The 12,580-nt window shown below is 71.6% G+C and carries 8 protein-coding genes, 3 pseudogenes and 1 riboswitch; of the genes and pseudogenes, 4 read left to right on the forward strand and 7 right to left on the reverse strand.

The window, feature by feature from the left end; genetic code table 11:
* Positions 1-11: 11 nt before the first annotated feature.
* Positions 12-1,079 carry a sensor histidine kinase gene (locus OHS33_RS01230; RefSeq protein WP_330328492.1) on the reverse strand — a complete coding sequence of 356 codons (1,068 nt, stop codon included), beginning with the start codon at positions 1,077-1,079 and terminating at the stop codon, positions 12-14.
* 525 nt (positions 1,080-1,604) lie between these two features.
* On the opposite strand from OHS33_RS01230, the pseudogene OHS33_RS01235 reads away from it, so the two are divergent.
* Both OHS33_RS01235 and OHS33_RS01240 read left to right on the forward strand, forming a co-directional pair.
* Positions 1,605-2,531, forward strand: a pseudogene (locus tag OHS33_RS01235) (SPFH domain-containing protein); the annotation flags it as partial.
* Between the two features lie 77 nt (positions 2,532-2,608).
* Positions 2,609-3,493, forward strand: a complete 885-nt coding sequence (locus tag OHS33_RS01240; RefSeq protein WP_330328493.1) for a C40 family peptidase — start codon at positions 2,609-2,611, stop codon at positions 3,491-3,493.
* Positions 3,494-3,510: 17 nt separating this feature from the next.
* Here the strand turns inward: OHS33_RS01240 and OHS33_RS01245 are convergent, their stop codons facing one another.
* The 3 genes and pseudogenes from OHS33_RS01245 to OHS33_RS01250 all read right to left on the reverse strand — a co-directional run bounded on the left by OHS33_RS01245 (position 3,511) and on the right by OHS33_RS01250 (position 5,840).
* Positions 3,511-3,687: a hypothetical protein gene (locus OHS33_RS01245; RefSeq protein ID WP_330328494.1), complete on the reverse strand. Its 177-nt coding sequence runs from the start codon at positions 3,685-3,687 to the stop codon at positions 3,511-3,513.
* Positions 3,660-3,830, reverse strand: a pseudogene (locus OHS33_RS39765) (hypothetical protein); the annotation flags it as partial. The pseudogene OHS33_RS39765 and the gene OHS33_RS01245, both read right to left, overlap by 28 nt.
* Positions 3,831-3,842: 12 nt before the next feature.
* The gene (locus tag OHS33_RS01250; RefSeq protein ID WP_330328495.1) at positions 3,843-5,840 is read right to left on the reverse strand and encodes a WD40 repeat domain-containing protein; all 1,998 of its coding nucleotides are present in this window, start codon (positions 5,838-5,840) and stop codon (positions 3,843-3,845) included.
* Between OHS33_RS01250 and OHS33_RS01255 the strand changes: the two genes are divergently transcribed.
* Positions 5,839-6,171, forward strand: a complete 333-nt coding sequence (locus OHS33_RS01255; RefSeq protein WP_443065176.1) for an MmyB family transcriptional regulator — start codon at positions 5,839-5,841, stop codon at positions 6,169-6,171. The genes OHS33_RS01250 and OHS33_RS01255 overlap by 2 nt on opposite strands.
* Positions 6,172-6,181: 10 nt before the next feature.
* Positions 6,182-6,313, forward strand: a pseudogene (locus tag OHS33_RS01260) (diadenosine tetraphosphate hydrolase); the annotation flags it as partial.
* Between the two features lie 154 nt (positions 6,314-6,467).
* On the opposite strand, the gene metE reads toward OHS33_RS01260, so the two are convergent.
* The 3 genes from metE to aceA all read right to left on the reverse strand — a co-directional run bounded on the left by metE (position 6,468) and on the right by aceA (position 12,259).
* Positions 6,468-8,792, reverse strand: coding sequence for a 5-methyltetrahydropteroyltriglutamate--homocysteine S-methyltransferase (metE, locus tag OHS33_RS01265; protein ID WP_330328496.1), 2,325 nt, complete (start codon positions 8,790-8,792; stop codon positions 6,468-6,470).
* 182 nt (positions 8,793-8,974) lie between these two features.
* Positions 8,975-9,196, reverse strand: a riboswitch (cobalamin riboswitch).
* 181 nt (positions 9,197-9,377) lie between these two features.
* Positions 9,378-10,958, reverse strand: coding sequence for a malate synthase A (gene aceB / locus OHS33_RS01270; protein WP_330328497.1), 1,581 nt, complete (start codon positions 10,956-10,958; stop codon positions 9,378-9,380).
* Between the two features lie 32 nt (positions 10,959-10,990).
* Complete coding sequence (gene aceA / locus OHS33_RS01275; protein ID WP_330334856.1) at positions 10,991-12,259, reverse strand: isocitrate lyase; 1,269 nt, start codon at positions 12,257-12,259, stop codon at positions 10,991-10,993.
* Positions 12,260-12,580 lie beyond the last annotated feature (321 nt).

Below are 12,580 nucleotides of genomic sequence, written 5' to 3' on the forward strand. Positions count from 1 at the left end.
TGCGTCGCCGCTCATCCGCCGCTCCCGGTGGCGGCCCTGAGCACGGCCCGGACGCGGTAGCGGCCCGTCCCGTCGGGGCCCGCGTCGAGCGTGCCGCCGACGCTGCGCATCCGTGCGCGCATCCCGGTCCCGCCCAGGCCTCCGGAGCCGCCCGGGGGCGCCGCCGTCATGCCCGGGATCCCGGGCAGCGGGTTGCTGATCTCGATCACCAGGTCCCGGCCGTCGGCGGCTTCGGAGATCCGTACCGTGGCCGCGCGGCCGGGTGCGTGCCGGGCCGCGTTGGTCAGGCCCTCCTGCACCACGCGGTAGAGCGCCGCCTGTTTGAGCGGGCCCAGAGCATGGGCCCGGTCGCAGACCTCCAGGTCCACGGGGGTGCCCGCAGCACGGCAGTTGGCGGCGAGGGCCGCCAGGGCGGCCACCCCCGGGGCCGAGGCGCCGTCCCTCCGGGACAGCACCAGGTCGCCGAGCTGCTCGTGCGCCTCGCGGGCGAGCCCGGCGAGCACCTCGTAGCCCTCCTTGGCCTCGGCGTCGCCGTGCCGGGTGGCCATGAGCCGGGCCCGCAGTGCCAGGAGGGTGAGCGAGTGGCCGAGGAAGTCGTGCGCGTCCTGGGCGATGCCGCTGCGTTCACTCCGTACGGCCTCCCGCACATCGCGGTCGGACCGCTCCCGGGCGTGCACCGCCACGTGATGCCCGCGCCCCACCGCGAGCCCGAGCGCGAGGGGCAGCAGCCCCAGCAGGAGGTGGTGGCTCGCCCACCGGATCTGCGTCGCCGCCATCGCGGCTGCCGGCAGCAGGTCAGGGCACGCCCACAAAGCGATCAGGAGGGCTCCGTACACCGAGAAGGCGGCACAGGCGGCACGTTCACCGCGGAAGCGGGCGACGGCGTAGATCGCGAACAGCATCGGGGCCACCTCACCGGCGAGGACGAGCACGACGGCCGCGGCGCCCACGGTGGCCCACCGCAGGCGCCGCCGCAGCAGCAGGCTCACCGCCCCGAGGACGTACAGGGTCAGGGTCGCCGCGACGCCGAGGTGCGCTCCGGGCCGCCACCGGGCGGCGAGGTCCGGGAGTACGGCCACGAGGCATCCGGCGACGGCGGCCAGGTCGCCCGCGGTCGCGTTTCGAGTCCTTCGAGTCCTTCGAGTCCACCCGCGCAGGCTGCGACCGGACACATCCGGACATGTCATCTCTCTCACTCGCACACATCCTACACGCTTACATGCATCCTTAGATACAAGTTCGCCACGCGGTGGATGTGGTGAAAATTGTGCCACTCTCGCACGCATGTCATGATCACGAACAAATGGCCGATATGCCGGAACCATCCGCTATATCACCGGCCTTGTTCTTCGGATGTGTGGGGTGTGGTTGTGTCGCAAGCGTCATCGGGGGGACCGGGGGTACCAGGCGAAGAGATACCTCGGGTGCCCGTCCCTCCACCGTCCGCCCCCGCGCCGCCGGAATTCGTCATACGGCCTTACCGCAGCCCCCTCGTCCTGGACCCGCTCTTCCGCGAGGACGCCGACACCGCTTCCCTCCCCGCGTGGCGGGACCCGGCCCCCGGCCCCGCCACCGCCGCCGCACCGGGCGGCGCCGCCGGGGCGCGGCCGCCCGTCCCCCACCCGGTCCTTCCCGTACGCATACCGGATCCCGACCTCGCCGAACGGCCCGCGCGTGCCTGTTCCGGCTGGTGGGCGGTGCTCGTCCTGCTCCTCTGCGGCGCCGGAGCCGTCTTCGTGGTCCGCCACGAACCCCTGCGCCTCTCCACCACACCGGCCGACGCGTGGCCCGTCGGCGCCCTGGCCGGCTGTGCGGTCGCCGCGCTGCTCGCCCTCACGGGGCTGCGGCGCGGCCGTGTCGGGCACGCCCGGGTGCTGACCCTCTTCGGCCGCTACCGGGGCACGGTCCGGCGGACCGGTCTCCTCTGGCACAGCCCGCTGCCGTCCCGCGCGCGGATCGACGTACGCCTGCGGCACTGGCGCAGCGATCCGCTCCCGGTGGTCGACTCCGAGGGCACCTCGCTCCGCGTGGTCGTCCTCGTCGTGTGGCGGGTCAAGGACACCGCCCGCGCCCTGCTCTGCGTCGATGACCACGCCTCCTACCTGCGCGAACAGGTGGAATCCGGCACGGCCCGGGTGCTCTCGCGGCTACCGGCCGACTCCTTCGCACCGGGGGACGGCGCCGAGCCCGGGGGAACCCTGCGCGACACCGAGGCCCTCGGATCCGAACTGACCCGGGTGCTGGCCGCCGAGGCGCGGGCCGTCGGCATCCAGGTCTTCTCCGCCCACCCCGTGCACATCGACTACGCCCCGGAGGTCGCCGCCGCGATGCAGCGCCGCCGCGTCGCGGCCATCGACGCACGGCACCGCGACTCCGTCCTCACCTCCGTCATCGACGCGGTCGACGAAACCGTCCACCGCATGTCCGACCGCGGACTCGTGAGCCTGGACGACTACGAACGCAAGGCCCTGGTCAAGGACTTGACCGTGGCCTTCTACACGGCACGCGGTACGGCCGCCGACGCCCGCTGACGCTTCGGCACCGCCGGACCAGCGCACACCACCACCGCCACAACCCACAACCCACAATCCGAGGAGAAGGATCCCGCATGCCCGCACCCCGATTCACCGACGACATACCCACGGACTGCACTTGCGCGGGCTGCGCCACCACGGGCCCCGGCTCCGGGGCCGAGTCCTGGTACCGCAGCTGCCGCCCCGTGCGCGGGGCCGTGGTCGCGGCCGTCGGGGCCACCCTGCTGATCGGCGCGGGCGCCGGGAGCGCCGCGGCCGAACCTGCGCCCGCCGGGGCGGGCTGGGACGGGTCGAAGTACTGGTACAAGGACGGCTCGGGCTGGTGGCGCTGGACCTCGCACTACGACAAGTACGTCGCCCACAGCGGCCGTACGGACAGCCCGGCGCCGTCCACCGCACGGACCGGGGAGCCGACCTTCCGGGGCCGGGCCGGCTGGGACTCCACGGACCGCGTCTACTGGTACCAGGACCGGACGGGCTGGTGGCGCTGGACGAGCCACCGCGACAAGTACGAACGCAACACGGGTGGTTCGGGCGGCTCGGGCGGCTCGTCGACCCCCTCCGGAGGCTCCTCGGGCTCCGGCACCCCCGTACGCCAGGGCACCGAGTCCGCCATCGCCTTCGCCAACTCGCACCTCGGCGACCCGTACGTCTGGGGCGGCAACGGCCCCCACGGATGGGACTGTTCCGGCCTGGTCCAGGCTGCGTACCGCAGTGCCGGGATCAACCTCCCCCGGGTCGCCGACGACCAGTACCGGGCCACCACCCCCATCTCCCGGTCCGAACTGCGCCGCGGCGACCTGGTGTTCTGGAGCTCCGACGGCTCCGCCTCCGGCATCCACCACGTGGCCGTCTACCTGGGCGACTCCCGGTACCTGGAGGCCCCCCGCCCCGGCAAGCAGGTCCGGATCTCCACCTTCGACGCCTACAACCCGAACCTCTACGGCCGGGTCCGCTGACCGAGCCTGACGATCCCTCAGGTCTGAGGCCTGCGCAGGAGCGGGGGCGCCGGGTGGGACAAGGGGCTGGCGGCGGTGGGGTTCAGGCCGTCCATGAGCAGGGTCACGTACCGCCGCCAGCCGTCCTCGGCCGGGTCCATGGTCCACAGGACGCTGACGAGCATGCTCATGATGCGCTTGAGGTCGTCGGGCACGAGGTCCGCCGGGCCGCCGTCAGCAAGTGGTGCTCGGCGGCGGCCAACGTCAGGGCGGCTTCGATGGCGCCAGTCAGACCCCGGAGGAGGGCGGCCTTGTCCGGGAACCGGCGGAAGAGCGTCGCGATCCCGACGCCTGCCCGCCGGGCGTTCCGTCAACGGGGCGGGCAGATCTCGGCCGGCAGGCCGTTGGGAAGCCCGTCCCGCTCGTCGTCCGTCAGGTCACGGCCGAGGACCGCACACAGGTGGCGCTTCCACAGGGATGGGTCGAGGCGGAGCAAGGAGAGGCGCCCTCCTGACACAGGCGCGCGCAGGAGCGCCTTGCCGCCGTTGGCCGTTGCCAGGAAGCCCTGGTCCGACGCGAATTCGTACGTCTCCCGGTATCCGGGATCGTCGGCTTTGAGGAAGCGTACGGAACTCTTGTTGGCCAGGAAGAATCCCGCGCCCCTGGTGAGTCCCGCCGCCCACCGGTCCTCCTTCAGCGGCCCGAGCGGGCCCGCCACTCTCTTCGGTGCCTGCCCGGGACCGCGTACCGACCACAGCTCCACCATGCCGCCCTTGGTCATCACCGCCACATAGCGCGGATCGGTCAGGAACACGGCCACGTTCAGATCGTCGCCGAGACGAATCCGAAGTCCCTTGTTCTCCTTGCCTGTTTTCAGATCGATGGCGTGCACCTCCGGCTCGCCACCCACGGTGACGCTGACATACCCCGGCTCGGGGTGGCGGCCCACGAAGTAGTCCGGTTTGTCCTTCGTGGTGAGCCGCAGGTCACGCAGGTCGAGAGGCTCGGACAGGCGGCGTCCCGCGCGAGCGTCCCAGTGCTCGACGTGCGTGCCGGAGACGGTCACAAGCTGGTCGTCGTCATGGAAGATGAACTGCAGCAGGGCCGACTTCCCGTTCTTGTCGACGGGCGGCTGCGCCGTGGTGAACTCTGCCACTCGACGCAGCGAGGGCAGCTCGTGGACCGTGATCCGGTTCCGGTCCGAGACGTCCGCCACCAGGGTCTGGGCCTTGTTGACCTGGATTTGCTGCTTCGCGTCCGGGGGTGTCCCGGCGTCGTTGTGCACCGAGGCGAGGACTCGTTCCTCACCTTCCGTCTCCACGACGCGCAGGGTGTCGCCCTTCTCGCCCATGCGGACCACCATCGTGCTTCCGTCTCCGAGCAGGGCGGGAGGGCTGTATGCGGCGACGCCGTCGTCCTCTGCCAGCCCCCACCCGGTCACCGCGTTCTTGCCCCGGGTGACGAGGGTCGGCTCGCTCGACGTACCGAGGAGGGGCAGACCGGCGATGACGGCCGAATAGTCGAGGTCGGGGCCTAGGAAGGGCTGCGCTTTCGCGCCTTGTCGCGTGTCGACAAGGGTCCAGTCGCTCCCCCGGGCCTCCACCGCGAAATGCTCACCCGCCCTGTCGACCGTGGCATCCGTGCACGAGCTGTCGGCCCCCCGACTGAAGGTGCTGAGCACCTGCCCGTCCGCTACACGTACAGCCTGGTAACGGGCCTCTTTCGTCTCCGGGTTCGTCAACTTGTCCTGGCAGGCGATCACCACACTTCCGTCCCCGGAGACCGCGGTGCCCGACCACGCGGTGCCCTTCGCCAGTTCACGCAGCGTCCCGGTGCGGATGTCGACCGACGCCACCGAGGACTCCAGCTTCGCCTCCCCCACAATGCGCGCGGCCACCAGGGTGTTCCCGTCCGGCCCGAACCACACCTCCTGAACCCCCGTGACCTGCTGCGGCAGTATCCGGAGCCCGCCCGTGTCCAGGTCCCACACGCGTACCGCCTCCTGCGTCGGCGCTCCGGCCCCCTTCGATGACACGCCCACCAACCGGCGTGCGTCCGGCGAGAAGCCCATGATCTTGGAAGAGCCCTCCAGCGCACTGAACGTGAAGTGCGTGATCTCACCACCGCGAAGGGGGTGCGGAGGCCCCAGCAACTGCTTGCCCGAAGGCGTCACGTCGTGCCAGACCACCACCCCGTCCGCCTCGCGCAGGTAGGCGATCCGCTTCCCGTCCTGGCTGACCACGGGCGACAGGACATTGGCGGCGAGGGCGAGTTGTTCCTGCCTCACGCCGCCTTTGGCGGTCCGTATGAACACGGTGGCGCGACCGCCCTCGGTCGTCGCCAGCGTCACCGCACCGTCCGCGCTCATGGCCGCATGGGGGCGGCACATCACCGAGAGCCTGCGCGCCCGCGCCACGGCCCACCCTGACCCCGAACTCGACGCGTTGCACGAGGAGTTGGCCTCATATCTCCCGCCGACCGCCCCCGCCTCCGCCTCCGCCGAACACCTCGGCTTCGCGGTACCGCTGCGGCTGCGCACGGCGGAGGGCGAGCTGCGACTGCTCACCACCCTGACCTCGTTCGCGACCGCCGTGGACGTCACCCTGGCCGAGCTGCACCTGGAGGCGTTCCTGCCGGCCGACACGGCGACCGCCGATCTGCTGCGGCGCCGCGAGGAGGGTCGCCGGGTCGCCGTGTAGGTTTCCCGATATGACTGATGACTGGCGGATGGACCGGATCGGGAGTGCTCTCCGGGGCGAGAACCCTGCCGTGCTGCGGCGTTTGGACGCGGGTTTCGCGGTGGCCGGGGACGTGCAGTTCCTGCCGGGATACTCGGTCCTCCACAACCCTCTGCGCGAGGCGATCTGCGCAGAACTGGACGGCCTGCGAGCCTGAGTTACGCCCTTCCAGCGGTCACCACCTCGGGCCGGACCATCCGGGGCACCCGGACGGTCCGGCCCGAGGGCGGATCAGGCGGTCGGACCAGACCGTTGGGTCAGACGGTCGCGGTGCCGGTCTCCGCGCGGACCTCGCGGGCCGCGGCGACGAGGTTCTCCAGGGAGGCCCGGGTCTCGGGCCAGCCGCGCGTCTTCAGCCCGCAGTCGGGGTTGACCCAGAGCCGCTCGGCCGGGATGGCCTCCAGCCCCTTGCGGAGCAGGGCCGCCGCCTCCTGGGTGGAGGGGATGCGCGGCGAGTGGATGTCCCAGACGCCCGGCCCGGCTTCGCGCGGGTAGCCGTGCCCGGCGAGTTCGCGCGCCACCTGCATGTGGGAACGGGCGGCTTCCAGGCTGATGACGTCGGCGTCGAGGTCGTCGATGGCCTGGACGATGTCACCGAATTCGGCGTAGCACATGTGCGTGTGGATCTGGGTCTCCGGCCGGACGCCCGAGGTCGTGAGGCGGAAGGACTCGGTGGCCCAGGCGAGGTAGTCGGCGTGCCCGTCGGCGCGCAGCGGGAGGGTCTCGCGCAGGGCGGGCTCGTCGACCTGGATGACCGAAGTACCGGCCGCCTCAAGGTCGTTGACCTCGTCGCGCAGGGCCAGTCCGACCTGCCGGGCGGTCACCCCGAGGGGCTGGTCGTCGCGGACGAAGGACCAGGCGAGCATGGTGACGGGGCCGGTGAGCATGCCCTTGACCGGCTTGGCGGTCTGCGACTGGGCGTACGTCGTCCAGCGCACGGTCATCGGCTCGGGGCGGGAGATGTCCCCGGCCAGGACCGGCGGGCGCACATAGCGGGTGCCGTACGACTGGACCCAGCCGTGCTGGGTGGCGAGGTAGCCCGTGAGCTGTTCGGCGAAGTACTGGACCATGTCGTTGCGTTCGGGCTCGCCGTGCACGAGGACGTCGATGCCGGTCTTCTCCTGGAAGGACAGCACCTCGCGGATCTCGTCCTTGATGCGCTCCTCGTAGCCGGCGGTGTCGATGCGTCCGGCCCGCAGGTCGGCGCGGGCCACCCGCAGTTCGTTGGTCTGCGGGAAGGAACCGATGGTCGTCGTCGGGAGCAACGGCAGGCCCAGGTGGGCACGTTGGGCCACGGCGCGGTCGGCGTACGGCTGTGCGCGGCGCCCGTCGGCGTCCGTGATCGCGGTGGTACGGGCCCGGACGGCGGGGTCGTGGGTGATCGGGGAGTGGGCGCGGGAGGCCAGGTCGGCGCGGTTGGCGGCGAGTTCGGCGGTGATCGCGTCGGTTCCCTGGGCGAGCCCGCGGGCCAGCGTGGTGATTTCGACGGTCTTCTGGCGGGCGAAGGCGAGCCAGCGCCGGATCTGCGGATCGATGTCCCGTTCGGCGTCGGCGTCCAGCGGGACGTGGAGCAGCGAGCTTGAGGCGGAGACGTCGACCCGGTCGGCGAGCCCGAGGAGGGTGCCGAGGGTGGTCAGCGACTTCTGGAGGTCGTTGATCCAGATGTTGCGGCCGTTGACGACACCCGCGATCAGGCGCTTGCCGGGCAGGCCGCCGACGGCGGCGAGGTCGGCGAGGTTGGCGGCCGCGGCGTCGGTGAAGTCGAGGGCGAGACCCTCCACCGGAGCCTTCGCCAGGACCGGAAGGGCGTCACCGAGCCGGTCGAAGTACGAGGCGACCAGCAGCTTCGGGCGGTCGGTGAGGCCGCCGAGGTCGCGGTAGGTGCGGGCGGCGGCGTTCAGTTCGGCCGGGGTGCGGTCCTGGACCAGGGCCGGTTCGTCCAGCTGGACCCACTCGGCGCCCGCCGCGCGCAGCTCGGCGAGCACCTGTGCGTAGACGGGGAGCAGCCGGTCCAGCAGGGTCAGCGGCTCGAAGTCGGCGGCCACGCCGGGGGCGGGCTTGGCCAGGAGCAGGTAGGTGACCGGTCCGACCAGTACGGGCCGGGCGGTGTGCCCCTCGGAGAGGGCTTCGGTGAGTTCGGCGACCTGCTTGGCGGCGTCGGCGGTGAAGACGGTATCGGGGCCCAACTCGGGGACGAGGTAGTGGTAGTTGGTGTCGAACCACTTGGTCATCTCCAGCGGGGCCACGTCCTGGGTGCCGCGCGCCATCGCGAAGTACCCGTCGAGTGCGTCCGCTTCGACGGCGGCGCGGTGGCGGGCGGGGATCGCGCCGACCATGACCGTGGTGTCCAGGACGTGGTCGTAGTACGAGAAGTCGCCGGTGGGCACCTCGGTGATGCCGGCCCCGGCCAGCTGGGCCCGGTTGGCCCGGCGCAGGTCGCGGGCGGTCTCCCGGAGGGTGTCCGCGGTGACGCGGCCCTTCCAGTAGCCCTCGATGGCCTTCTTCAGTTCACGGCGCTGGCCCTGGCGGGGGTAGCCGTACACGGTGGCCCGTACTGCCGCGGCTGCGGACTCGGTGGTCACGGAACTCTCCTTCGCGAGTGTGTCTCCATGGACCCGGTGACGGGCCGAGGGTGCGAAGGGTGCCGGAACGGGCGGCCCGCCGTGGTCCCGTACGGCTGGTGGTACGCCTGGTACGGGACGGGAGGATCCGCCCTGAGCACGCCGACCCGCCCACGAGGTCACCGGGAAACCGGGCGCGGTCGATCGCGCTCGGGCAACGGGCAGGTCTTCGGACTCGCGGGCGCGCAGGCCACTGGGGCCGGCATCTACTGGCCGTCGCTTCCCAGGACCGGTTCGGGTCCCAGTGCGTATGACGGCGGTCGTTCCCGCTCACCGCTGCGGGGCAGTCCCGGATTCTCACCGGGTTCCCTCTTACGACGCATCCCGCCTGGCGGACGGGGCGAACCAGCTGCGAGGCCAACGGTAAGGCGTCGACCGGTGGATGAACACCGGTTTCCACATACCGGACGGTGAAATGAGACACGCCGGGGGTGCGGTGACATCAACGGTGACACCGCTCACCGCACCCCCGGCCTTCTCCTGTGTCTCCGGTCCTCCCTCGGCCCGGAGACCTGCCGGGCCCCCTCAGGCCCGGCCCGGGCCCCCTCAGGCCCGGCGGACGAGGTGGCGGGCGTAGGCCTCGGGCGTGAAGAAGGCGGGGAGGCGCACCGACAGCGCCGTGTCCACGAAGACCTCGCGCGCTTCGAGGGCGAGCGAGCGCGGGTCCTCGGCCTCCAGGGCCGCGCATTCGGCGTCGAGGAGGTCGATGACCGTGCTCCGGTCCACCCGCTCGTGGCGCAGCCACTGCCAGATCTGGACGCGGGCGATCTCGGCGGTCGCGGCGTCCTCCATCAGCCCGTTCAGGGCGACGGCGCCGCTGCCGCGCAGCCAGGCGTCGAAGTAGCGCAGGGCCACGGCCACGTTGGAGCGGATGCCCTCGGAGGTCGGCGGGGCGGCGATCCGGCGTACGGACAGCAGGTCGGCGGCGGTGACCTCGACGTCCTCGTGGGTGCGCTCCAGCTGGTGCGGCCGCTCCCCCAGGACGTTGTCGAAGACCGCGCGGCAGACGGGGACGAGTCCGGGGTGAGCGACCCAGGAGCCGTCGAAGCCGTCCTCGGCTTCGCGTTCCTTGTCGAGCCGGACCTTCGCGAACGCGGCGGTGTTCGCGTCCGGATCCTTGCTCGGGACGTGGGCGGCCATGCCACCGATGGCGTGGGCGCCGCGCCGGTGGCAGGTCCGGACGAGGAGTTCGGTGTAGGCCCGCATGAAGGGGGCCGTCATGGTGACCGCGGCCCGGTCGGGCAGCTGGAAGTCGGTGCGGTGGCCGAAGGTCTTGATCAGGCTGAAGAGGTAGTCCCAGCGGCCCGCGTTCAACCCCGCGCTGTGCTCGCGCAGTTCGTAGAGGATCTCCTCCATCTCGAAGGCGGCGGTGATCGTCTCGATCAGGACGGTCGCGCGGACCGTGCCGCGCGGGATGCCGAGGAGGTCCTGGGCCAGGACGAACACGTCGTTCCACAGCCGTGCGTCATTGCGGTTCTCCAGCTTGGGGAGGTAGAAGTACGGGCCGTGCCCGGCGTCGATCTGGCGCTGGGCGCAGTGGAAGAAGTACAGGCCGAAGTCGACCAGCGAGGCGGGCACGGGGCGGCCGTCGATCTCCAGGTGCTCTTCCAGCAGGTGCCAGCCCCGGGGGCGCACCATGATCGTGGCGAGGTCCTGGCCGAGCCGGTACTCCTTGCCCTCGGGCGTGGTGAAGCCGATGCGGCGCTCGATGGCGTCCAGCAGGCTGAGCTGGCCGCCGACGATGTTCTCCCACGTGGGGGCCGTCGCGTCCTCGAAGTCCGCCATCCACACCTGGGCGCCGGAGTTGAGGGCGTTGACCGCCATCCGCCGTTCCGGCGGGCCGGTGATCTCGACCCTGCGGTCGGTGAGCCCGGGGGCGGGCGGGGCGACCCGCCATGCGGCGTCGGCGCGCACGCGGGCGGTGGCCCGGGAGAAGTCCAGCGGCGAACCGGAAGCCAGGTGGGCGCTCCGGCGGCGGCGCTCCTTGAGTACCTCCAGGCGGCGCTCCGCGAACGCGGCGTCGAGCCGGCCGATGAACTCCAGGGCCTGGGGGGTCAGGATCTCGTCGTGGCGCTCACCGGGTGCGCCGAGAACCCGGACGCTGCTGGTCAGGGGCGTGAGTGACATGCGGTTCTGCTCCTCGGCGTGGGGGCGGCGGACTAGTGGAACTGCTCTTCTTCGGTGGAGCCCGCGAGCGCGGTGGTCGAGGAGGTGGGGTTGACGGCGGTGGAGACCAGGTCGAAGTAGCCCGTGCCGACCTCGCGTTGGTGCTTGACCGCGGTGAACCCCTGGGCCTGGGCGGCGAATTCCCGCTCCTGGAGGTCGACGTACGCGGTCATGCCCTGGTCGGCGTAGCCGCGGGCGAGGTCGAACATGCCGTGGTTGAGGGAGTGGAAACCGGCCAGGGTGATGAACTGGAAGCGGTAGCCCATCGCGCCCAGCTCCCGCTGGAACTTGGCTATCTGGTCGTCGTCCAGCGCGGCCTTCCAGTTGAAGGACGGCGAGCAGTTGTAGGCGAGCATCTGGTCCGGGTACCGCGCGTGGATCGCCTCGGCGAACTCGCGGGCCTGGGCCAGGTCCGGGGTGCCGGTCTCGACCCAGATGAGGTCGGCGTACGGGGCGTAGGCGAGGCCGCGGGCGATGACCGGAGCCATGCCGCCCCGGACGTGGTAGAAGCCCTCCGCGGTGCGCTCGCCCGTGCAGAACTCGGCGTCGCGCTCGTCGACGTCGCTGGTCAGCAGGGTGGCGGCGAGGGCGTCGGTGCGGGCGATGATCAGGGTCGGGATGTCCGCGATGTCGGCGGCGAGGCGGGCCGCGTTCAGGGTGCGGATGTGCTGTGCGGTGGGGACGAGCACCTTGCCGCCGAGGTGGCCGCACTTCTTCTCGGAGGCCAACTGGTCCTCGTAGTGGATGCCGGCCGCACCCGCCGCGATCATCGCCTTGGTCAGCTCGAAGGCGTTGAGCGGGCCGCCGAAGCCGGCCTCGGCGTCCGCCACGATCGGGGCCAGCCAGTCCGTCGTGTCGCTGCCGCCCTCGGCGGTGGCGATCTGGTCGGCGCGCAGCAGTGCGTTGTTGATCCGGCGGACCACCTGGGGAACGGAGTTGACCGGGTAGAGGCTCTGGTCCGGGTAGGTGTGGCCGGCCTGGTTGGCGTCGGCCGCGACCTGCCAGCCGGAGAGGTAGATCGCCTGGAGTCCGGCCCGGACCTGCTGGACGGCCTGGCCGCCGGTCAGTGCGCCGAGGGCGTGGATGTAGTCCCGCTCGTGCAGCTGGCGCCACAGCCGTTCGGCGCCGCGCCGGGCCAGGGTGTGCTCCTCCCGGACGCTGCCGGAGAGCCGGACCACGTCCCCGGCCGTGTAGGTGCGCTCGATGCCCACCCAGCGCGGGTCGTCCGCCCACCTCCGGGCCAGCTGCTCGGCCGCCGCCATCGCGTTCGCCGTCGTAGTCGCCGTCGCGTTCGCCGTCGTAGTCGCCGTCGTGTTCGCCGTCGTGTTCGCCTCTGCCATGACCGTCACCGTTTCCATCCGTTGCCGCTTGTCCTGCCAAGGCCGTGGACGGGAGTACACGACCTTGGCACCCTGTGCCTTTGCTGGTGAGGCGAGCCGTCAAACCCGCCTGCAGAAAGGACTCTGGCATTGGCACTCGGTGCCATCAAGGAGGTACATCTGCCAAGGTGTGCGAATCTTCCCCGCCGTATTTGCCAAGCTTGCGAAGGTCCGTGGGCGCGTGCTGTCGGCCTATGCTGACGG

Source organism: Streptomyces sp. NBC_00536, assembly GCF_036346295.1.
GTDB lineage: Bacteria > Actinomycetota > Actinomycetes > Streptomycetales > Streptomycetaceae > Streptomyces.